Source organism: Streptomyces sp. NPDC052773, assembly GCF_044547145.1.
Classification (GTDB): Bacteria; Actinomycetota; Actinomycetes; order Streptomycetales; family Streptomycetaceae; genus Streptomyces.
In genome coordinates, this window is record NZ_JBITZX010000006.1 from 395938 (window position 1) to 417043 (window position 21106).

Below are 21106 nucleotides of genomic sequence, written 5' to 3' on the forward strand. Positions count from 1 at the left end.
TCTGGCAGGGGTGGAAGTGTCCGATTGGGACATTCCGCACGACTGTAAGCTTGTTCTCCGGTTGGAGGGCATTCCGGCGATGGTAGGCCTCTGGATCACCGCTCGGATTCAAAGAGGTAGTGATCCGAAGCTCCACTTCCCTGAGCTCGATCCACTGTATGAAGTATGCCGTGTTGTTTCCCGGTGGAACCCCGACACCGCCTATGCGTGTTTCGGTGTGGAGAGGGGAACGGGGCGAGTCTTTCGTGCGCATCCCGTGACTCCCACCGTGCAGGTTGACCCCGCCACGGAGTTCCATCCGGCCCGCCTCGTGAATTCGTCTGTTCGCCAGTTCGTAGATTGCCTTCAACTGGTTGGGGCCGAGTACATGGAGCTCTTCGGGGCCGTCTCGGCACGTGATGTATCCGAGGATTCTCCAGGCGACGATGAATCGATGTGGGCTGTCTACTCGAAGTATCTTCCCCTGTTCAGGGCAGCTGACTCTGAAGCTTTCGAGCAGCCAGAAAGCTACTGGCGACACCTCTACTGGATGACATGGCAGGAGTTCGGCTTCCGACCGCTGGCCGATGGTTCCCAGCCCTTTGACTCCTCGGGCGTTTCGTAATCCGTTGTGATGTGCCGAGACTTCATCGATTTCGTGGATTTCATGGTGGAATGCGGTGAAATGGAATCGCGTGGGTGGTGACGGTCATCCTTCGCAAGGACTTGAAGCTGCGGAACTCCGCAGGCCTAGCCGAGCTGTACGTACCTTTCCAACCGCTGTTGTTTTTCGGTGGCGGAGGTGGCGGTGATCTCTCCGCCTTCGTCAGGAAAAGCGACGGCAGGTGGCGTGTGGCCTTCTCCCTGCGGGATTACCTCACCCGCGCCCTGCGCGGTGCTGGATCGGACTGGTTCCGTGAGCACTGACGCGGCTGGCGAAGACGAGCGGCTGCGCACCGAGCTGGGCCGGGTCGCTCCCGAGGCGCGGGCGGTGCTCGCGACCCTGGCCCTGCGACGGCTGTCGCTGGTCGTCGAGGAGGACCGGTTCGCCGAGCCGTTGCCGGACGCCCGGCCGTATCTTCGGCGGGCGCTGGCGTACTGCGTGGCCCGTATGCGGCAGGAGGTCACGGACCTCGGCCCGCGGGCGCTGCGTGCGGAGTACGAGGCGCTGGTCAAGGTGGACGGCGACTACGCCGAGGAGCCCGAGGGTCCCGCGGCGTGGAGCACGGACGTTCTGGACGTGGCGGATTACGCCGTCACCGGGTGGCATGGAGTCGAGGACGGGGACAACGAGGAGGCGTGCCTCGACGCGCTCATCGCCGTGGACTCGTTCGTCGACATGGTCGAGGAGATGAGCCCGCCCGCGGCGGGTAAGGGTGCGCCGCCGTTGACCGACCTGGAGGCCGTGCGCCGGAGCCGGGACCTCGAGGCGGTCCGCGGGTGTGCTGTCGGCCGGACGGTCACCGATCCCTTGGACGAGGCGTCACTCCACCTGGCGCACGTCTATCGCGACCGGCTTCTGACGCTGCCCCGGGGACAGTGAGGTGACCGGCATGGAGATTCGGCCCCTGGAAGGGCTGGCCACGCTGGCGTTCGGCCGGTCCAGGTGGTCCGTCAGGGAGGCATGGGCGCTCCGGAGGGCGGCGTACTCTCCGGTGCTCACGGATGCGTACGTTCGTCAGGGCCTGATGCTGAACTACGACGAGCGGGATCTTCTGCACTCGGTCGAGGTGGCTTTTCCCGCGCCGGTCAGTCTGCGAGGAGTCGGGCTGATCGGCCGGGACCACCGGGCCGTGCTCGCGGAACTGCGGGCCGCCGGGGTGGCGCCTGTGGAAGTCGACAAGGAATGGGTGCTGCCGGAGCTGGGCATCGCCCTGGGGCGGCCCCGCCAGGACACCCCGGAGGACTTCGAGAGCGTGCTTGTCTCCTCCCGTCCCCGCGTCGACTACGCCATCTCGTTCTTCGAAGGCGGAGCGGGCGCACCGCTGCCCGAGGAGTTCCAGGTCGTACCGCACGCCGGGTTCGGCCCGGTCCGCACCGGTCTGGCGCGTCAGGAGCTCCGGGAGCTGCTCGGGGCGGGCATGGCGTCGGTGCCGGACGTGGGGCCCGCCGCGCAGGACAACTTCTTCGCGGGCGGGATCGTGGTGGGCTACGACCAGTCGGACCACGCCACGCGTGTGGTGATCACGGGGCCGGCGCGTGTGACGTACCAGGGGATGGAGCTGCTGGGCAGGCCGCTCGGCGAAATCGTCGCGGCCGCACGGGAGTGAGGTCTGCCGGTACGGCCGGAAGAGGCGGCGCTCCGCTTCCCGGAGGCGGGGTTCAGCGTGTGGACGGCCCGCGCCGGGGACGACTCCCTGCCCTCGGTGGCAGTGGCGGTCGTACCGGAGCCCGCGGGGTAGCGAGCAGACCGGACCCCGCCCGCTCACGGGCGGGCCAGGAGGGGAGAAGCGATGGACAGCCGGCAAGCAAGCTCGGAAGTGGCGCGTATCCTCGCGGCCGATCTAAGAGACCTCGTCACAGACGGACCTCCCCCGGTGTTTCCGCCGACTGCCGGGCATGCGTGGAATCTGCCCGAAGGTGACAAGTCCTCTCTCTTCACCCACGGACTTCCGAAGCTCGGCCCGACGGAGGACCACCTGGGCGTTGGCGGGATGTTCCAGTGTTCCGAGCAGCCCGAATATCCGAGCCCCGGAGGACGGGCCTATGTACTCGGGGTGTGTGGCAGCGCGCGCATCGTCGCGCTGGAAAGCTCGGGCCTCGTGCTGGCCGTCCCGGAGTCGCGGCAACTGATTCCGCAACTCGCTCGTCTGGCTCCGGAGGGCATCCGGGACGAGAAGATCAATTCCAGCGTCGGCCGACTTGTGGACTTCGCCTGGCGCTGGACCCGGCTGGCGCCTGTGCTGGCGGAACAGGAAACGGCCGTCGACGCAGCCGAGATGGCGGCGTGGAAGCAGTCGCGGGCAGCCGGTTCCCGGGAGCCCATGCCGGATCTTTCCGCGCCGTACCGCAGTCTCTGCCGCACCGTGCGGGAGAGATTCCGCGAGATGGACCCCCTCGCGACCGACGATTCGATGTGGGGCGGCATGGTGGGCGGGTTCGACTGAGCCACCGCATGTGCCGCGTCGTTCTGTGACGTCGTGGAGGAGGGCACGGTGAGTGAGAGGGAAGCGCAGCGGGAATTCGACGATCTTCTGCACAGCGAGTTGTGGCAGCTTCCTCGCCATGCCATGGGGGTGTCCTTCCCGCACGGGGACCTGGCTTCTTGGCGTCTGAGGGCGGAGGACGAACGGGCCCTTCGGTATTTCGGCGTCCCGGTCTTCGAGCCTGGAGGGGGGCGTCACGGGGTGCAGTTGGTCGGAGACGTCCAGTCCTCCGAACACCCCGTCATCGATTCCGCCGCCGGGCCGGTGTTCCGGCTCGGTACCTACTGGGGGCGATCTCTCGGTGTGCTGGAGGGCACGGGTGAGGTGGTGGCTGTGCCGGCCGAGTCGGGCCGGCCGGTCGCCTATGTGAATTCCGGGGCTCGGCCTTTTGTGGAGACGGCTTGGCGATGGGGACTCGCGATCCCTGTGCTCAGGCGTATGGACGACTATGAGCAGCTGTACGACAGTCTTGAGCGGTTCCATAAGCTGGCGTGCGCGTTGGATCCGCAAGTGGCAGAGGGCGGGAAGTTCGGCTGGTGGCCGGGGATCATCGGGAGTTGGTGACGAAAGGGCTCGGGCCGTGCGGCTGCCATCGGCAAGGAGTGATGAGGCTGAGTAATGGAGATTAGTTCCTGGGTCGGTGTCGAGATGGCGCGGTTCGGTGAATCCAGGGCGACTCTGAGGGAACGCATCGGTGGTGACCGTTCTTCCTTCCGAAGGGAACCCCACGGGCCGCTGATAGACCATTACGTTGAGGCGGGGCTTCTGCTCAGCTTCGACGCCTCCGATCGTCTGGATTTCATCGAGATCGTAAAGCCCGCAGAAGTGGAGTTTGCGGGAACAGTTCTCTCCGGGCGTCCCTTCGGGGTGGTTGTTTCAGATCTTCTTCGTAACGGTGTGGCAGTCGACCTCGACGATTCCGGATGCACCCTGCGGGGGAGTGGCATTGCTCTGTACACACCTGCCCCTGACGAACCGGACGTCGAGGTGGAAGGAGTATCGGTTTTCTCGGAACTTGGGCAGAGCTCAGGCGACTTGCCCGGACCTGAGGGACATGTCGCCCCACCTGGTGACACGCTCTTCTGATGAGCTCGTGGGGCGAGACGGCGATGGAGGACGCGACTCTTACCGGGTGCTCTCCGGTATTCCCGGCGAGCACGGCTTCGGGCCGCTTCGCCAAGGTGTCCCTCCCGGGCGCCAAGGTGCTGATGGCCGACCGGTCCACGAAGAACATCGAGGACGAAACTCCCGACAAGGTTGATACATGGATGTCGTAGAGCAGCGGATCACCAGAATCATGCGAGGACCTCTCGAAGAGCTGATTGATCCGGCGCATCAAGTCTGTGCGGACCAGGGCATCATTGCCCGATGGCGGCTGCCTGAAGACCAATCGGGTGCGCTCGTCGAGTTCGGCTTGCCCGATGACCTCCTGATGCAGCCGGAGTACCAGGACGGAGCCGAACCACGGCTTGCCTGTGCAACGGATTCCGATCGACATGAGTGCGGAGCCGTTGCGCGCTGCGAAGCCTACGATCTCGGCCATTGGGGCGCCAATGAATTCACTCCCAAAATAGGGGTGCAGGTGGATCAGGGCAGGGTCCTTGCATTTCCTTCAGTAGTACAGGAGCCCCTGCTCCTGAGTTCTTCTCTCACTCGGTTCGTCGGTATCTCCTGGCGCTGGCGAGCGGCTCGTGAACTGATGCTGAACCTCCCCCGGGTCGAGTGGCCTTTCACAGAAGAGGATGTCCTCGCAGAATACGATCAGCGTGAATCGTATGCCGGGCTCATTCTGGCGGAGATCGAGAACATTGACCCCGCTCTACCGGCCGAGGTCGAGACGCCGTGGCATAGTCTCGCGGTGGATATCACATAAGGGCCTGAGCGACGCGCCCATGAGGAACGGCCGGGGCCCCGTGTGGCGGGGTCCCGGCCGTTTCGTGTCGTGGCCGATGTGGGGGTTACGGCGTCAGGGACTGGCCCAGGCGGGCGTCCGTGGGGGTGCCCAGGGTGGTCTTGCTGTAGATGAGGGCGTCCTTGTAGCCGAGGCCCGTGGAGTTGCTCGGGATGTGGAGGAGGATGCCGTCCGTGCCGTCCTCGCCGTCGGCGCCGAAGGTGAGGTCGGCGCGGCCGTAGCCGGAGAGGTCGGTCAGGGTGACGGCGGAGCCGAAGCGGTCGTCCTTCTCGGCGGAGCCCGGGATGTCGGTGGTGTCCTGCGAGATGGCGACCGAGCCGGTGCCGGTCAGGCCGGAGGAACTGCCGCGGACCAGGATCGCGGTGCCGGCGTCGGCGTAGTTGACGCCGCTGCGGGCCAGGTCCTCGCCGGGCGCGCCGGCCAGGGCGTCCAGGTAGCCGTCGGCGTTGAAGTCGCCGACCGAGACCCAGGTGCCGAAGGCGTCACCGGACTCGTTGCCGCCGGGGATGGACGCGGAGTCCTGGTGGATGACGGTCATGCCGGTGGTGGTGAAGCCGGTGGAGGTGCCGGGGACCATGGTGATCTGGCCGCCGGAGATGGCACCGGACTCGGAGGCGACGGGCTGGCCGATGACGATGTCGTCGTAACCGTTGCCGTTCACGTCGCCGGCCGCGATGGACCGGCCGCCCTTGACGGAGATGACGCCGACCTTGGTGAGGCCGGAGGCGGAGCCCGCGAAGCGGACGACGCGGCCGATGCCGCCGGTGTCGCGGTAGTTGAGGGCGACGTCCGCGTAGCCGTCGCGGTTGAAGTCGCCGGTCGCGGCGTCCAGGTAGGAGATCGCGCCGGTGGCGGTGGTGAGCGTGCCGGTCTTGGTGGTGCCGCCGGTGTGCTTGACGTTGTAGTGGCCGCCCTTGCCGGTGCCGGCCGTGAACACGTCCGCCTTGCCGTCGGCGTCGAAGTCGCCCACGGTGACCGTGGAGCCGAGCTTCGCGCCGGCCGCGGTGACGCCGGAGGTGGTGAAGGAGAAGCCGGTGTCGAGCGTCGGGCCGTACATCACCGTGACCTGGCCGCGGTCGGCGTTGCCGCTGGTGTCGTCCTCGCCGGGGGCGCCGATCGCGAGGTCGGCGTGGCCGTCGCCGTTGACGTCGCCCCAGGCGGTGGAGGCGCCGAAGTTGTCACCGGTCTCGGAGGAGCCGGGGACGCCGGTGCTGTTCTGGGTGAGCGTCAGGTCCGCAGCGGTGTCGGGGCCGTTGAGGCCGCCGGGGACCACCTTCACCAGGTTCGCCTTGGGCACGCCCGCGACCAGGTCGGAGATGCCGTCCCGGTTGTAGTCCGAGGTGGCCAGGGCGTGCGAGATGCCCGGGGTCTTGGCCAGCGTGCGGATGAGGGAGAGCTTGTTGTAGAGGGAGACGCCGGGGCAGGCGGTGGCGTTGGTGTCCTTGTGCCCGAACACCCGCGGCAGGGTGATCTGCTGGCCCTCCGGGACCTTGTTGCCGCTGTAGTTCAGCGGGGCCCGCGAGGTCAGCGTGACCTTGCCGGTCGGGTCGATGCCGTACATGCCGAACTTCCACGCGATGACACGCGCGATCGCGTCCATCCCGGCCCGGCTCGGCGCGGCCTTCTCGAAGTTCCCGATGTAGGAGATGCCGAGGGTGTCGGTGTTGAACCCGGCGTCGTGCGCGCCGATCACCGGCAGGTCCATGCCGCCGCTGCGGCCCTCGAAGATCTGGCCGCACTTGTCGACGACGAAGTTGTAGCCGATGTCGAAGTAGCCCTGGCTGAAGTGCGCCTGCTGGATGGAGCGCAGGCGGGCCGCGGACTCGGCGCACGAGATGGTGTTGTCGGCGTCGATACCGGTGTGGTGGATGACGGCGGCCTTGATGTCGGTGCCGTAGCTCGGCGTGCCGTCGTAGTCCGTGGACGCCCCCCACTCGGCCTGCGTGATGATCGGCGGCTTCACGACCGTGGAGGGGCGGGGCGCCGGGACCGTGGAGGTGGGGGAGGGGCTCGCCGTCGGCGACGGGGAGGTGGTGGGCGCCGTGGTCGTGGGCGACACGGTCGGCGTGGGCGAGCCGGTCACCGTGTCGGTGGGGGTCGGGGCCGGCGAAGCGGTTTCCGTCTCCGTGACCGTCGGCGACGGCGTCGGCGTCACGGTCTCCTCCGCGGCGAACGCGGCGGGCTGAAGGTCCGTTCGGGACCTGCGGGACGTCTGGTCCGTCTCCTCGGGCAGGACGCCCGGGTCGAGCAGCTTGATGTCCATGCCGGCGGGCTGGCCGGTGGCCTCGGTGCCGTCGGCGTTCACGACCCGCACCTCGACGCCGTCGGAGGCGCCGGTCCACACCGACTCGGTGCCGCCGCGCAGCGCGGCGCGCTCACCCTCGGCGCCGTCGGCCTGCGGCGGCTCGGCGGGCACCTCCTGCCAGGCGGACCACTTCCCGGTCTCCACGTCGCGGGTCCGCACCTGGGGCGTGCCCTTGGTCTCGGCCTCCGGGTTGTTCCACGTCAGCACCACGGCGCTGAACTGCTCGGTGCTCCGCCGCTCCAGGCCCTTGCGGCCGGCGCCGCGGTCCTTCAGCTTCAGCGTGTGGATCGCCGGTTCGCGGACCTCGGCCGCCTGGTCGCCGGCCGGCTCGGACGGATCGGCCATCGCGTACGTGACGACGCCGGCGCCGCTCAGTACGACGGCTCCGACCGTCAGCCATGCCCGTCTTTTGAGACTGAGCGGTCTGTACGCATGGGCCTTGCGAGGACTCAACTTCCCCACCCCTAGAAAATGGACACGGTCGCATCACCTGTCACACAGGCAACACTCACTCAGCGCGCCGGGAACACGAAACGTCACCGGGTCTTCGCGCATGCCATCGACGACGCCCAACGGGCGAAAAGGTTGTACGACTTCTGTGATTTGCCTGTGTGCGAATGGACACACCCGCGCCCCGTGATGTTCCTGAGGGTCCGTCCGCTTGGTCATCCGGGGGCTGGAAGGGGCTCTCCCATTTGAGCGAAGGGACGGGCTCATGAACGGGGCGGACAACACCACGAGGCCATGCGCGAGAGACATGCGCCCGTACACCATGGCCTTCGTGGCGCGCGTCACCTCCCGCAACCGGCTGCCGCTGGACTACTCCGTGGCCAGCCTGCGGGTGGTCGACTTCCTCATCGACGGGCTGCGCAAGGGCGGAGCCGAGCGGGAGCGGCTGCGCGAGACGCTGTTCGGACTCGGCGCGTACGTCGGCGAGGTGCTGGTGCGGCGCGCGGGCGCGGTGTGGGTGGACTTCGACGCCGAGCAGCGCGCGTACTTCGGCCAGCCGCTCGGCGTACGGATGCCGGACGGCCGGGTCTGGAACCCGCTCGGCAAGGTCCACAACCGTTTCGACTCGGGCGGCCCCGAGGAGTCGCTCCAGACGTTCTATCTGACGCTGCACGGGCGGGCGCGCCGGGCGGTGGCCTGAGTCAGGCGCGGGCGGTCCCGCCGTGGCGGTCCGGGCATCGTGGTCCGGGCATCGTGGGCCGGGCACGCGGTCCGGACGGGGAGGGGGGTCCGGGCGCGGGCCGTCCCGGCGCGGCGGCAAGGGCCCGGAGGGGGCGGCCGGTCCGGACCGGTCGGTCCCGCGGGGTGGTCCGGGCCTGGTGGGCCGGGCGGGGGCGGTCCCGGCGTCGGGGCCCGGGCGGAGGCGGTCCCGGCGTGGCGCGGGCCCGGCTCGCCGGTGCCGCCCTCACCGGCTGTGACATTTCCGTGTGGCCCGACGCAGATGACCTTGGGGACGCGGGGCAGAGGCGGTCGTGTCCCCGGTGCCGATCCGCCACAGACCGGTTTAGGGCGAGGACAGTTCTTGGGCCAGGGAGGGGAACCCCGCCGCGCGCAGGCGTACGACGGGGAACTGGGCGCGGCCGTCGCGCGGGCCCAGGAGGGTGACGAGACCGCCTTCGCGGTCGCCTACCGGCTGGTGCAGCCGGGGCTGCTCGGCTATCTGCGGGGACTCGTCGGCGACGACGCCGAGGACGTGGCGTCCGACGCCTGGCTGGAGATCGCCCGCGACCTCGGACGGTTCAAGGGCGACGGCGCGGGCTTCCGCGGCTGGACCGCGACCATCGCCCGGCACCGGGCCCTGGACCATCTGCGCCGGCAGAAGGTACGGCCCCGCTCCTCCGCGCTGGAGCAGGACGTACTGGAGCTGCCCGCCGCGCACACCACCCACGACCAGGCCCTGGAGTCCATCTCCACCGCGCGGGCCCTGGAGCTGGTCCGCGGGCTGCCCCGGGACCAGGCGGAGGCGGTGCTGCTGAGGATCGTCGTCGGCCTCGACGGCCCCGCCGCCGCCCGCGTCCTCGGCAAGCGCCCCGGCGCGGTGCGCACCGCCGCGTACCGCGGACTGAGGCGGCTCGCCCGGCAGCTCGGCGACCGGGGTGTGACGGATGGCGGCCCCGGGACGCTGGGGGAGTCGAAATGAACGTCGACGGGCACGTCGGCACGAACGTCGGAAAGAACGGCGAAACGAACGATGAACGCCGAATTGAACCGTGACGACGACGGTGAGAGCGACAGACCCGGCCGGACGCGTGGCAGGGGCCGGACAGAACGGGAAGCGGACATGGGTGAACGGCTGAGCGACGACGGGGCACCCGACCGCCGTCGGCCCACACACCCCGCCGCCACGACCTCCGGCCGTCCCGCGGGCGCCGTGTCCGATCTCGGTGGTCCCGGCGACCTCGACGAGGCCGGGATGCGGAAGCTGCTCGCCGCCGTGCTCCGCGAGGAGCGGTTGGACGCCGAGGGGGAGACCCGGGCCGTGGCCGCGTTCCGGGCCGCTCGGGACGCGGGGGCGCACCGCGCGCGGACCCGGCGGCGCGACGACTGGCGACCGCGCGGGGAGCGCGGCCTGGCGCGGTCGGTGAAGGGCGTGCTCTCGCTGTTCGCGGTCAGCCTCACGCTGGGCGGCGTCGCGTTCGCGACGATCGGCTCGGGCCAACCCGGCCCGGAGGACTCCGGCGAGGACCGGCGCCGCAGCGCCCCGACCCACAGCACCCCCGCCCGGGACGACGGCCACACCAGCGCCCCGGCCTCCACCACCCCCGGCCCCGCCCGGCCCGAGCACCCGGTCACCGCAGCGGACACCGAGGCCCACTGCCGCGCCTACGAACGGGTCGAGGGCCGTGGCCACGCCCTCGCGGCGACGGCCTGGAAGCGGCTCACCGAGGCGGCGGGCGGCGCGGACAAGGTCGCCGAGTACTGCGCGCGGCAGCAGCGTCAGGGCAGCCCGGCCACGCCGAGCGCGCCGGGCCGGACGAGCGTGCCGAACGACCGGACGCGCCCCGAGGCCCCGCCCGCGCCGGACGCCGCGCCCACCCCCGAGGCCAGGCCGACGGACGCCGACGGACAGGCGCGGCAGAGCAGGCCGGACAAGGCGACGGGGAAACAGGGCTCGTAACCGGGCCGGTTGCCGCAGGACTTTCGGCAAGGCCGGTTCCTGCAGGGCCGACCAGCGACAGGGCCGCCCGCAGAGCTGGGACGCGGGGCTCGGATCCTGTGCGGCTCGTCACATCCGCCGCCCCGCTCACCCCGCCGAGGCAACAGCCGGGGCCGCCACCCCCCACAGGAGAGGCCCCGGCCGTCGCGCGGCACGGGCCGCGCGGCGGCCCGTACTTGATACAGCGCCACCGGTGCGCTTTGTGTCACACCCCCGCTCCCACCCCCGCGCACTCCCGCCGCGTCACGAGTTAGTTGCATCTTCTACGTATCTTCCGGGGACATGGACGGGGAGCGGTTTCAGGTCGTAACGTGCCATTCGCACCGGACCGCGGACAGGTGGAAAGACAGAGCGAAGTGGCAGACGCCCGCGCGAAAGCGGCGCCGGTGAGGCGCAGAGGGAGTGCGGTGCTGGGGGACGACGCCGAGTTGACGGCAGCGGTGCTCGCGGCACAGGACGGGGACGAGACCGCGTTCCGTACTGTGTACCGCTCGGTGCACCCGCGGCTGCTCGGATACGTACGGACGCTGGTCGGCGAACCCGACGCCGAGGACGTGGCGTCCGAGGCCTGGCTGCAAATAGCCCGGGACCTCGAGCGGTTCAGCGGTGACGCGGACCGCTTCCGCGGCTGGGCCGCCCGCATCGCCCGCAACCGCGCCCTGGACCACATACGCATGCGCGGCCGCCGCCCCGCCATCGGCGGCGACGAGACGGAACTGACCGGCAAGGCCGCCGAGTCCGACACCGCCGGTGAGGCCATCGAGGCGCTGACCACCGACCGCACCCTCTCCCTGATCGCCCGGCTCCCGCAGGACCAGGCCGAGGCCGTCGTGCTGCGCGTGGTCGTCGGCCTGGACGCCAAGACCGCCGCCGAGACGCTCGGCAAACGGGCCGGCGCGGTCCGCACGGCGGCGCACCGCGGACTGAAACGGCTGGCCGAACTCCTGGGTGAGAGCGGCGGCGATCCGGAATCCGCAGGGGTGCTCGACGCCGTGCCGCCCCCGCGAGAACCGCGCCGCCGCGCGGTGACGTCCGCGAGTGTGACGCATACGCGCCCGCGGACGCAGAAGGACATGTGATGGCCGACGAGCAGTACAGGTGGCTGGACCGTGAGACGGCGGAGCGTTTGCTGCGCGGGGAGTCACCGGACGCCGTCGGCGCGGACGCCCGCGACCAGGCCGAACGGCTCGCCGAAGCGCTCGGCGCGCTGGCCGCGAGACCCCCGCTGACCAGCGAAGAGCTTCCCGGAGAGGCCGCCGCGCTGGCCGCCTTCCGCAAGGCGCGCGCGGAGCGCGACGAACACCACGCGGCGCTCGCCGACCCCGTCCGCACCCGCCCGTCCGCCGCCGGCCTGTTCCGCATGGGCGCCCGCGCCCACGGCCGTACGACGGCCTCCGGCCGCCCGCGCCGCGGTCGCCCGCTGCGCCTCGCGCTGGCCGCCACGCTGGCCGTCGGCATGGTCGGCGGAGTCGCCTTCGCGGCCGGAACCGGAGTCCTGCCGACGCCGTTCGACGGCACCGAGCCGCGCCCCGCCGCCTCGGTGTCCGCCGCGGCCACCCCGGACCGCCCGCTGCTCACGCCCACCCCGGACGGCACCCACGGCGGCGCCGGTACGGCCGGGCCCGGCGCGACGGGCCGCGAGCCGGGCGCGCGGGGCACGGAGACCGGCCGGGACGGCGAGGACCGGGCCACCCCGTCCGGCGGCCCCGGCGGTTCCGGCCGCTCGTGGAACGAGATCGCCTCGGCCTGCCGCGCCGTGCGCGACGGCCGCGGCCTGGACGCCGACCGCCGGCGCGCCCTGGAGGGCGCGGCGGGCGGCTCCTCGCGGGTGGGCCGCTACTGCGAGAACGTGCTGCGGGACACCGGCGCGGCCTCCGGCGGATCCACCGGCGGTTCCCTCGCCGGGACCACGGGCGGTTCGCTCGCCGGGTCCACCGCCGGCCAGGGCCAGGGCAAGGGCGACAACGGTGACAACGCCAACGGCGGCAACGACGCGGGCGGCAAGGGCGGCGACGGCAAGGGCGAGGACGGCAAGGGTGACGACGACGGCCATGGCATAGGCCGTCCCGGCGGGAACGGTCACGGCAACGCCGGCGCGGGCCAGGAGGGCGGCTCCGGCCGTCAGAAGCAGCGGCACCTCCAGGAGCCCGAGGACCGCCGGCTCCCCCAGGACTCCGGGAACTCCCAGGACACCCAGGAGCCCCGGGACCGCACCGCCCCCACCCCCGAGCCCTCCGTCACCCCTCCCTACACAACTCGCTGACCTGCGGTTTTCTAAGTCGCTCAACTTTTTTCCGCGAGGGTGTGACGTTTTCGGCCGCCGTGGCGCAGTAGAGAGTGAGCCGACTGGTCATCGGCCGTCGCACGGAGCCGGGGTTCCCCCCGTACCCACGGCTCGTGCACACGGCGCGGGCGGGACACGTTCCCCCGGTCCCGCCCGCGCCCCGCAATCTCCCGCCGCCCGGCCCGCGGCCCGCGCCGTGCGCAACCCCGCGTCTCACCAGTGGACGACGACCTTGTCGCCGGTCCGCACCTGCGCGAACACCTCCGCGATCGCCGCCTCGTCCCGCACGTTCACACAGCCGTGCGAGGAGCCCGCGTATCCGCGTGCGGCGAAGTCCGACGAGTAGTGCACGGCCTGGCCGCCGCTGAAGAACATCGCGTACGGCATCGGCGCGTCGTAGAGCGTGGAGTGGTGGTGGCGGGACTTCCAGTAGACCTCGAACTCGCCCTCGCGGGTCGGGGTGTACTCGGAGCCGAAGCGGACCGGCAGCGTCGTCACCGTCCGCCCGTCGATCATCCAGCGCAGCGTGCGGCTGGACTTGCTGACGCACAGCACCCGGCCGGTCAGACAGCGCGGGTCGGGCGCGTCGGCGGGCTGGCCGCCCATGAGATACAGCTCCCAGTGGCCCGGCTCGCGGGTCATCCCCAGCAGCCGCTGCCAGGTGACGGTGTCCGTCCGCCCGGTGCGCGGCAGTCCGCGCTTGCCCTGGAACCCCTTGACGGCACGCTCGGTCAGGTCGTCGTACGTCCCGGTCGGCCCGTCGTACAGCCAGGCCACCTGGCGCAGCCGGGCCTGGAGCTCGCGGACGTCCCGGCCGCTGTCGCCGCGTGACCACAGCACCGGGGGAGGGGGCGCGGCGGGCTTTGCGGCCTCCGGGGCGGAGGCGCCGCCCGCCGGGCCCGAGGTGCCGCCCACCGGGCCGGAAGGAGGCGCGGAGGGACGTGAGGAGGGAGTCGCGGGCCCGGTGGTGGTCACCTCGATGCGCACCGGCCCGCCGGACGCGCCGTCCGCGCCGGTCGTCTGCGGCTCGCAGCCGGCGGCCCCCAGCAGCGCGGCCAGCGCGGCCAGCGGCGCGACCGCCCGCCTTCTCCCTGTCGTACGCATGACAGCCCCCTCGGCACTCCGGTACCCCTCCGGTGTCACCTGTCATGTTCCCCGCGCGTGACGCGTCGCGAACGGCGCGGCATCGTTGTGAGGAAGGTCCCAGCGTGGGGCCCTCCACCCGGCGCACCGGCCGCCGCTACAGTCCGTCGCGAGGGTCGATACGTACTGGCGAGTAACTGGCAAACGAGCAACTGGCGATCAGAGCGCGTGAGCGCTCGGCGGGAGGCAACACCATGGCGCGCGAGTCGGAGTCCGGACTGCCCATCGAGCCGGTCTACGGACCGGACGCCCTGGAAGGCTGGGACCCCGCCGAGAAGCTGGGCGAGCCCGGCGCGTACCCGTTCACCCGCGGCGTCTACCCGACGATGTACACCGGCCGGCCCTGGACCATGCGCCAGTACGCCGGCTTCGGCACGGCCGTCGAGTCCAACGCCCGCTACAAGCAGCTCATCGCCAACGGCACCATGGGCCTGTCGGTCGCCTTCGACCTGCCCACCCAGATGGGCCACGACTCCGACGCCCCCATCGCGCACGGCGAGGTCGGCAAGGTCGGTGTCGCCATCGACTCGGTCGACGACATGCGGGTGCTGTTCGACGGGATCCCGCTGGACAAGGTGTCGACGTCGATGACGATCAACGCCCCGGCGGCCCTCCTGCTGCTCCTCTACCAACTCGTCGCCGAGGAGCAGGGCGTCAGCGCGGACAAGCTGACCGGCACGATCCAGAACGACGTGCTGAAGGAGTACATCGCGCGCGGGACGTACATCTTCCCGCCCAAGCCCTCCCTGCGCCTGATCGCCGACATCTTCAAGTACTGCAAGGCCGAGATCCCGAAGTGGAACACGATCTCGATCTCCGGCTACCACATGGCCGAGGCCGGCGCGTCCCCCGCGCAGGAGATCGCGTTCACCCTCGCCGACGGCATCGAGTACGTCCGCACCGCGGTCGCGGCCGGCATGGACGTCGACGACTTCGCGCCCCGCCTGTCCTTCTTCTTCGTCGCCCGCACGACGATCCTGGAGGAGGTCGCCAAGTTCCGTGCCGCCCGCCGGATCTGGGCGAAGGTGATGAGGGAGGAGTTCGGCGCGAAGAACCCCAAGTCGATGATGCTGCGCTTCCACACCCAGACCGCGGGCGTGCAGCTGACCGCCCAGCAGCCCGAGGTCAACCTGGTGCGCGTGGCCGTGCAGGGCCTCGCGGCGGTCCTCGGCGGCACCCAGTCCCTGCACACCAACTCCTTCGACGAGGCCATCGCGCTGCCCACGGACAAGAGCGCCCGGCTCGCCCTGCGCACCCAGCAGGTCCTCGCCTACGAGACGGACGTGACGGCGACGGTCGACCCCTTCGCGGGCTCCTACGTCATCGAGAAGATGACCGACGAGGTCGAGGCGGCGGCCGTCGAGCTGATGCGCAAGGTCGAGGACCTCGGCGGCGCGGTCTCCGCCATCGAGCACGGCTTCCAGAAGAACGAGATCGAGCGCAACGCCTACCGGATCGCCCAGGAGACCGACTCCGGCGAGCGGGTCGTGGTCGGCGTCAACCGCTTCCAGCTCGACGAGGAGGAGCCGTACGAGCCGCTGCGCGTCGACCCCGCCATCGAGGCCCAGCAGGCCGAGCGCCTCGCCAAGCTGCGCGCCGAGCGCGACCAGCGCGCGGTGGACACGGCCCTCGCCGCCCTGCGGAAGGCCGCCGAGGGCGAGGACAACGTCCTGTACCCGATGCGGGACGCCCTGCGGGCCCGCGCGACCGTGGGCGAGGTGTGCAACGCGCTGCGGGACGTGTGGGGGACGTACGTCCCGTCGGACGCCTTCTGATCTGGGCGGATCCTCCGAACGAGTGACCGGGGGCGGAAGCTGCCCGGCCCCGGTTACTCTCGTGGAGAGTGGGCCCCGAAGGAGGACGCCATGGCCGTACTGCAGCAGGAGCTGACCCTGGGCGAGGCTGCCGATCAGCTCGCCCGCGCACTGCCTGGCCACCGCGTGGAGATTCTCCAGGGGAGGCTCACTGTGACACCGCCGCCGGATGGTTCGCATGCCCTGGCGCTGACGAAACTGGGCAGGGCATTCGACCGGGCGGGGCTCGTCGAGGCAGGGTACGAGTACGTCCAGGGCGTCGGGCTCTGGTTGCCCACGTTGCCGGAGGACTTCGCGATCCCCGACTTCTCCGTGGTCGACCCGGACTTCCGCGACGCCCATGTCACGAAGAACTACTACGCGCCCAATGTCTTCCGCATGGTCGTGGAAGTGACGTCATCGAACTGGTCCGACGATCTCGGCCCGAAGGTGGACTGTTATGCCCAGGCCGGCATCCCCGTGTACCTGATCGCCGACCGGCGGCACAACGAAGTTCTCCTCTTCCAGAATCCGGCCGACGGCAAGTACCCCGACCCCGTTCGCTACAAGCGAGGCCAGACCGTCCCCGTCCCCGAGTCCGTGGGCGTTCCCCTCGAGTTGTCCGTCGACATGCTTCTCCACGGCGACGAGCAGGCCGAGCCGTCGGGAAGCTAGCCGAGCGCGCGCCGCAATCGGGGTGTCGCCCAGTCCTCCACGTACCGGTTGAGCAGGCGGGCCAGGAGCAGCATCGTCAGCAGGGTGGCGGTCAGGGTCAGCCAGGACGGCAGGGCCAGCCTCTGGTGGAAGACCTCGACCGCCACCCAGCCCAGATGCTCGTGGACGAGGTAGAAGGGGTACGTCAGCGCGCCCGCCGTGGTCAGCCACGGCCAGTCCGCCCGGCGCAGCCACCCCAGCGCGACCGCCAGCACGGCGAGGAAGCCGAGCGTGACGATCAGGACGATGACGGAGGCCGAGCGGTAGGAGAACTGGCCGGGGCTCGGGCTGTGCCACAGCTCCGCCACGGCGTAGTGCTGCCCGGTCAGCCAGCTCACCGCCACGATGCCCCAGGCGAGCGCGTCCCGCCGGTCGCGGTGCAGCAGGTACAGGCCGATGCCGCCGATGAAGAACGGCGCGTACGCGGGCATCAGCACCAGATCGAGCAGCGGCTCGTCCGCGGCCTCGGCGATCGCCGCCGCGAGCGTCCAGGCCGCGCAGAACAGCACCACCCGCCGCCGGTTCGCGCCCGGCAGCACCACGCACAGGGCGAACAGCGCGTAGAAGCGGATCTCCACCCACAGCGTCCAGCACACGCCGAGCACCCGGTCGCCGCCGAGCGGCTGCTGAAGCAGCGTCAGGTTCAGCAGCGCGTCGCTCGGCGAGACCGCCGCGAACGCCACGCCCGGCAGCGCGAACACCGCGGTCACCAGCACGACGGCCACCCAGTACGAGGGCAGCAGCCGGGCCGCGCGGGAGGCGAAGAAGGAGCGCAACGGACGGCCCCAGCCGCTCATGCAGATGACGAAACCGCTGATCACGAAGAAGATCTGGACGCCGAGACAACCGTAGGCGAACCAGGTGTGCAGGGTCGGGAACTGCTGCTTCGGCGAGGAACCCCACGCCTCGGCGATCTCGCCGCCCCGGCCGCCGTAGTGGTAGAGGGCCACCATCAGCGCGGCCACCAGCCGCAGGCCGTCCAGCGCGCGCAGCCGGCCGCGCTCGGCCGGCGGGCTCGTGAGCGCCGTCGTCACCGGCCGCACGGGGGCCGGGCTCACGATCGTCTCAGCCACCCTCACACCCTTCGCTTCCCACCAACACCGGTCACGCGGCGCGCAGATACGCCGAGAGGGAGGCCTTCCCCAGATAGGTGAAGCGCGTCTCGCCGCTCAGGTGCTTGTCCAGGGCCTCCTTGATGCCGGGCCACTTGGGGTCGCCGTAGTCGTCGAGGACGATCACGGCGCCCGGGGCGGCGATCCGCTCGGCCCACTGGAGGTCGGCGAGGACGCCCTCGGCCGAGTGGTCGCCGTCGACGACGATCACGCCGTAGGAGCGGTCGGAGACGGCCGCCCGGGTCTCGGGGTCCTCGGAGAAACCGCGCTGGATCCGGGCGGCGGCACCCGCCGGGCCGGCCAGGGCGAGGTTGGTGCGCACGGCGTGCTCGTCGACCGGCGCGCCGGTGGGGTCGGGACGCTCGGGGGTGCCGGGCTGGAGCTGCACACCGGCGAACGGGTCGACGATCGTCACACTCGGGCTGCGGCCGTCGCGCTCCATCATCCGGATCAGCCCCGTGGAGAACATGCCGTACAGCGTGCCGATCTCGAGTATCTCGTCGTTGTCCGGCGGCGCGAGCAGGGGGATCGTGCCGAGCTTGCCGCAGATGTTCATGGTGCCGCCGGCGATCCGGCCGACCCCCAGCGACTCCAGCGCGACCAGCAGCCGGAACGCGGTGGCGACATTGCGGACGGCGGCGTCCCGGTCCCCGACGAGGGCGGCCACCTCGTTCTGGAGCCGGTCCAGGGGGCCCTGGTGCACGATCCGCGAGAGGCCGCGCGCCCGCGATCCGAGCAGCAGGTCGAGGGTGAGCTGATGCTGCTTCATCAGCTCCACGGCGTCCCGCAGCCGTTCCCTCTCCGCCGCGTCCCGGGCCGCCGCGGAACGCAGCCGACGTTCGATGCGCTGGTCGATGAGTTCGGCGACCGGTCGCAGCAGACGCCGGGAGGCCGGACTGGTGAGCAGGGAGCGGCTTTTCATGGAACCGAGAACCTCAATCCGTCGGAAGTCGGGTCGGAGTGTTGCGGTCCGATAACTGGAGCCAGGCTAGGTCGGCGGCATCCGGGGCAGAGGCCCGCGGAGTCGACCGCTCGGTGAACAGCCGGTGAACCCGGTCAGCCGAGCAGGCGCCGCAGGTTCAGCCGGCCCCACAGCAGACTGGTGGCGAACGACAGGACCATCACCGTGATCACCAGACCGGCCAGCAGCAGCCCCGCCACCGGCCCGCTCAGGTCCGGCGACACCAGGGGCCGGACGATCTCCTCCACGAACAGCACGTGCACCATGTACGCGCCGAGTGCCGCGCCGGCCAGCCTCTTCAGCCCCGGCCGCCACTTCTCGGGCACCCGGACCCTGCTGACCAGCAGCAGCACGCAGATACTCATGACGGCGACGAACAGGTGCGCGTTGGGCATCACGTAGTGGATCTGCGTGTTGTACCAGAGGCTCCCGGCCATCGTCAGCGGCAGCAGCACCAGGAGCAGCCGGCGCCACCGCGCGCTCACCCGCGGCAGGGAGAACAGCAGCGCCCCGCCGACCGCGTACACCAGCGAGTAGGTGCCGAAGCCCCAGGCGACGCTCGGAAGTTCCCGGCCGGTGACCTCGGAGAGGGTGGTCATCACGCTCGGCAGCACCGCGATGCCCAGCAGGACGGCTCCGAGCCGCCAGGGCCGCTGCCCGGCCCGGATCAGCACCGCGAAGGCCAGCAGCACGATGATGGGGATGTACGTGTACATGAACCACAGGTGGTACGCGGGCTGCACGGAGCCGAAGAGGGAGTCCGCGGCCAGCTCGGTCATGGGCTCGTCGTTGCGGTTCCGCAGCCAGGCCCACACCAGGTAGATCGCCGTCCACGCGAAGAGCGGAACGGTGTTGCGGACGATCCGCTTCCACATCTTCCCGGTGTCGCGCGGGGGCGCGCCGACCAGGACGGCCCAGCCGGCGATGGCGAAGTACATGGGAACGGCGTACGGGTTGACCGCCTCGGCGACATGCCCGGCCCAGTACGAACCGCCGCCGTTGGCCGGGTCGTTCCTGGTCGCGAGGATGAACTGCGCGCCCACGTGACCCAGCATGATGGTGGCGGAGCAGATCAGCCGCATCAGGTCCACGTCGTAGCGGTGTTCCCGCTCCCGCGCGGGCTGCTCGGACGTGTCCTGTCTCTGCTGCGGCAGGAGTACGGCTGTGTGGTTCTGCACCGCGCACCTTTCCTGGGGGATGGCTGGGGACGTGGGAACCGTGGGGGACGGGCGGGTCATTTCCGGGTGTCGCCGCGGCGCACCGCCCGGCGCACGACGCGCCTCGCGCGCCTCACCTGGAGCCTGGCGCGCACCTGCGGGCGGCTGCCGGGCAGACCCAGCTCGGCCAGCCGCAGCTCGGGGAAGTAGTGCCGGGGGCCGCTCGCCAGATGCGCGCGCAGCCAGGCGGCCGTCGGCTCCCGCAGGTCCTTGTACGTCTCGGGCTGCATGCAGAAGCCGATGGCGCGCATGAGCGGTGCCAGGGACTCGGGGGCGGCGCCGACGACGGCCGGGGTCCCACCGCGCTCCAGGTCGGGCACCAGGTGGTCGACGACGGCCAGCGGCACGCGGTTGCTGTTGGCGTACGGCGTGAGCCGGTTCATCACCAGCGCGGTCCCCACCCGGCCGACGGGCACGTCGTAGTAGGCGGAGGCGGTCACCATGGCCGTCGAGAAGCAGCCGACGACCAGTTCGGGACGAGCGTGGTGGTACAGCGTCTCGGCCAGCAGCGGCGCGTCCAGCACGGTGAGCCGGACGCCCGCCTCCGCCGCCGCCTTGCTCAGCGCCGCCGAGTAACTGGCGGGGGCCGTCGGGTGGGGCTTGAAGACCACCGACCGGTGCCCGGCCCGCGCCGCCCCGGTGAGCATCCGGACGTGCAGGTCCTCCTCCTCGTCCGCGCTCAGGATGCCGATCGCCGCCAGGTACTGGCCCAGCAGCACCGCCGTCGGCTTCTCCGCCAGGACGGGGGCCAGCCGCGGGTCGTCCGCCGCGTCCTCGGAGATCTCGTCGAGCACCCGGCGGAACGCCGCGTCCGGGACGACCTCGGACTCCACGCCGAACTCGGACAGCAGCAGCGGCTTCAGACCCGGTATCAGGTCGAGGTGGAGCAGGCGCCGGATGCGCCACCCGATGGTCAGCGGGAGCTTGTTCCGCGTCGGTCCGTAGCTCATCAGGCCGTCGGCGTACACGTGGACGGCGGCCTCGGAGAAGATCGCCGCGAGGGCGCGGCCCGGGCTCACCTGGATCGACTCGACGGCCAGGTCGATCCGGTCCCGCTCGCCGATGCCCCAGGCGAGACGGAACGCCTTCTGCCAGATCACCGTGTCGTTCCCCCGCGGGCCCCAGGTGCTGGGGTGGTACGGGCGGATCGCCTCGTTCCAGCTGACCACGCTGTCGAACCGGGAGGCTATGCGCTCATAGCCGTGCATCTCGTCCAGGCGCAGCGCGGTCTCCGGTATCGCGGCGTTGTTGGAGACCAGCAGGATGCGCCGGGCCGACTCCCGCGGTCCGAACCGGCCCGCGTCGAGCGCCGCGGCGAGCGTGGCCGCCCCGTACAGGGTCGACACCTGGAAGATCTGGGTTCTGTGGGGCATG

22 protein-coding genes are annotated in these 21106 nt (G+C 70.9%); 16 read left to right on the top strand and 6 right to left on the bottom strand.

The features are described from left to right. The first annotated feature begins 10 nt into the window (after nucleotides 1-10). From ACIG0D_RS16875 to ACIG0D_RS16915, 9 genes are all read left to right on the top strand, one after another. Nucleotides 11-604, top strand: a complete 594-nt coding sequence (locus tag ACIG0D_RS16875) for an SUKH-4 family immunity protein (protein WP_399801257.1) — start codon at nucleotides 11-13, stop codon at nucleotides 602-604. Nucleotides 605-678: 74 nt separating this feature from the next. Further along, entirely contained in the window at nucleotides 679-906 is a 228-nt protein-coding gene (locus tag ACIG0D_RS16880) for a hypothetical protein (RefSeq protein ID WP_399801033.1), read from the top strand. Further along, a complete protein-coding gene (locus ACIG0D_RS16885; protein WP_399801036.1) occupies nucleotides 896-1522 on the top strand; it encodes a hypothetical protein in 627 nt (208 codons plus the stop codon). The genes ACIG0D_RS16880 and ACIG0D_RS16885 overlap by 11 nt, the downstream gene beginning before the upstream one ends. Nucleotides 1523-1532: 10 nt before the next feature. Next, nucleotides 1533-2249 (top strand): hypothetical protein, encoded by a 717-nt coding sequence (locus tag ACIG0D_RS16890; protein WP_399801039.1) that lies wholly within the window; start codon nucleotides 1533-1535, stop codon nucleotides 2247-2249. Between the two features lie 183 nt (nucleotides 2250-2432). Further along, on the top strand, nucleotides 2433-3086 hold the full coding sequence (locus ACIG0D_RS16895) for an SUKH-4 family immunity protein (protein ID WP_399801042.1): 654 nt from the start codon (nucleotides 2433-2435) through the stop codon (nucleotides 3084-3086). Nucleotides 3087-3119: 33 nt separating this feature from the next. Next, nucleotides 3120-3689: an SUKH-4 family immunity protein gene (locus ACIG0D_RS16900; protein WP_399801045.1), complete on the top strand. Its 570-nt coding sequence runs from the start codon at nucleotides 3120-3122 to the stop codon at nucleotides 3687-3689. A gap of 54 nt (nucleotides 3690-3743) precedes the next feature. Continuing rightward, nucleotides 3744-4211 (top strand): hypothetical protein, encoded by a 468-nt coding sequence (locus ACIG0D_RS16905; RefSeq protein WP_399801048.1) that lies wholly within the window; start codon nucleotides 3744-3746, stop codon nucleotides 4209-4211. Further along, nucleotides 4211-4402, top strand: coding sequence for a hypothetical protein (locus ACIG0D_RS16910; RefSeq protein ID WP_399801050.1), 192 nt, complete (start codon nucleotides 4211-4213; stop codon nucleotides 4400-4402). The genes ACIG0D_RS16905 and ACIG0D_RS16910 overlap by 1 nt, the downstream gene beginning before the upstream one ends. Then, nucleotides 4390-4998: an SUKH-4 family immunity protein gene (locus ACIG0D_RS16915; RefSeq protein ID WP_399801053.1), complete on the top strand. Its 609-nt coding sequence runs from the start codon at nucleotides 4390-4392 to the stop codon at nucleotides 4996-4998. The genes ACIG0D_RS16910 and ACIG0D_RS16915 overlap by 13 nt, the downstream gene beginning before the upstream one ends. A gap of 85 nt (nucleotides 4999-5083) precedes the next feature. Here the strand turns inward: ACIG0D_RS16915 and ACIG0D_RS16920 are convergent, their stop codons facing one another. Beyond that, nucleotides 5084-7687 (bottom strand): FG-GAP-like repeat-containing protein, encoded by a 2604-nt coding sequence (locus tag ACIG0D_RS16920; protein WP_399801056.1) that lies wholly within the window; start codon nucleotides 7685-7687, stop codon nucleotides 5084-5086. 427 nt (nucleotides 7688-8114) lie between these two features. Between ACIG0D_RS16920 and ACIG0D_RS16925 the strand changes: the two genes are divergently transcribed. The 5 genes from ACIG0D_RS16925 (at nucleotide 8115) to ACIG0D_RS16945 (ending at nucleotide 12771) form a co-directional block, all read left to right on the top strand. Beyond that, entirely contained in the window at nucleotides 8115-8492 is a 378-nt protein-coding gene (locus ACIG0D_RS16925) for a hypothetical protein (RefSeq protein WP_399801260.1), read from the top strand. 381 nt (nucleotides 8493-8873) lie between these two features. Next, a complete protein-coding gene (locus tag ACIG0D_RS16930; protein ID WP_399801058.1) occupies nucleotides 8874-9491 on the top strand; it encodes an RNA polymerase sigma factor in 618 nt (205 codons plus the stop codon). Between the two features lie 141 nt (nucleotides 9492-9632). Continuing rightward, nucleotides 9633-10469, top strand: a complete 837-nt coding sequence (locus ACIG0D_RS16935) for a hypothetical protein (RefSeq protein ID WP_399801061.1) — start codon at nucleotides 9633-9635, stop codon at nucleotides 10467-10469. 446 nt (nucleotides 10470-10915) lie between these two features. Next, entirely contained in the window at nucleotides 10916-11587 is a 672-nt protein-coding gene (locus ACIG0D_RS16940; protein WP_365768293.1) for an RNA polymerase sigma factor, read from the top strand. Further along, on the top strand, nucleotides 11587-12771 hold the full coding sequence (locus tag ACIG0D_RS16945) for a hypothetical protein (protein ID WP_399801064.1): 1185 nt from the start codon (nucleotides 11587-11589) through the stop codon (nucleotides 12769-12771). The genes ACIG0D_RS16940 and ACIG0D_RS16945 overlap by 1 nt, the downstream gene beginning before the upstream one ends. A 234-nt stretch (nucleotides 12772-13005) precedes the next feature. On the opposite strand, the gene ACIG0D_RS16950 is transcribed toward ACIG0D_RS16945, so the two are convergent. Beyond that, the gene (locus ACIG0D_RS16950; protein WP_399801067.1) at nucleotides 13006-13896 is read right to left on the bottom strand and encodes a L,D-transpeptidase family protein; all 891 of its coding nucleotides are present in this window, start codon (nucleotides 13894-13896) and stop codon (nucleotides 13006-13008) included. A 233-nt stretch (nucleotides 13897-14129) separates the two neighbouring features. On the opposite strand from ACIG0D_RS16950, the gene ACIG0D_RS16955 reads away from it, so the two are divergent. Both ACIG0D_RS16955 and ACIG0D_RS16960 read left to right on the top strand, forming a co-directional pair. Continuing rightward, nucleotides 14130-15710 carry a methylmalonyl-CoA mutase gene (locus ACIG0D_RS16955; RefSeq protein WP_399801070.1) on the top strand — a complete coding sequence of 527 codons (1581 nt, stop codon included), beginning with the start codon at nucleotides 14130-14132 and terminating at the stop codon, nucleotides 15708-15710. A gap of 90 nt (nucleotides 15711-15800) precedes the next feature. Next, on the top strand, nucleotides 15801-16403 hold the full coding sequence (locus tag ACIG0D_RS16960; protein WP_399801072.1) for a Uma2 family endonuclease: 603 nt from the start codon (nucleotides 15801-15803) through the stop codon (nucleotides 16401-16403). On the opposite strand, the gene ACIG0D_RS16965 is transcribed toward ACIG0D_RS16960, so the two are convergent. From ACIG0D_RS16965 to ACIG0D_RS16980, 4 genes are all read right to left on the bottom strand, one after another. Then, nucleotides 16400-17515 carry an acyltransferase family protein gene (locus ACIG0D_RS16965; protein ID WP_399801074.1) on the bottom strand — a complete coding sequence of 372 codons (1116 nt, stop codon included), beginning with the start codon at nucleotides 17513-17515 and terminating at the stop codon, nucleotides 16400-16402. The genes ACIG0D_RS16960 and ACIG0D_RS16965 overlap by 4 nt on opposite strands. Before the next feature lie 31 nt (nucleotides 17516-17546). Then, nucleotides 17547-18476: a class I SAM-dependent methyltransferase gene (locus ACIG0D_RS16970; RefSeq protein ID WP_399801077.1), complete on the bottom strand. Its 930-nt coding sequence runs from the start codon at nucleotides 18474-18476 to the stop codon at nucleotides 17547-17549. Between the two features lie 134 nt (nucleotides 18477-18610). After that, nucleotides 18611-19693, bottom strand: a complete 1083-nt coding sequence (locus ACIG0D_RS16975) for an acyltransferase (RefSeq protein WP_399801079.1) — start codon at nucleotides 19691-19693, stop codon at nucleotides 18611-18613. Between the two features lie 56 nt (nucleotides 19694-19749). Next, nucleotides 19750-21105 (bottom strand): polysialyltransferase family glycosyltransferase, encoded by a 1356-nt coding sequence (locus tag ACIG0D_RS16980; RefSeq protein ID WP_399801081.1) that lies wholly within the window; start codon nucleotides 21103-21105, stop codon nucleotides 19750-19752. Nucleotide 21106: the final 1 nt, after the last annotated feature.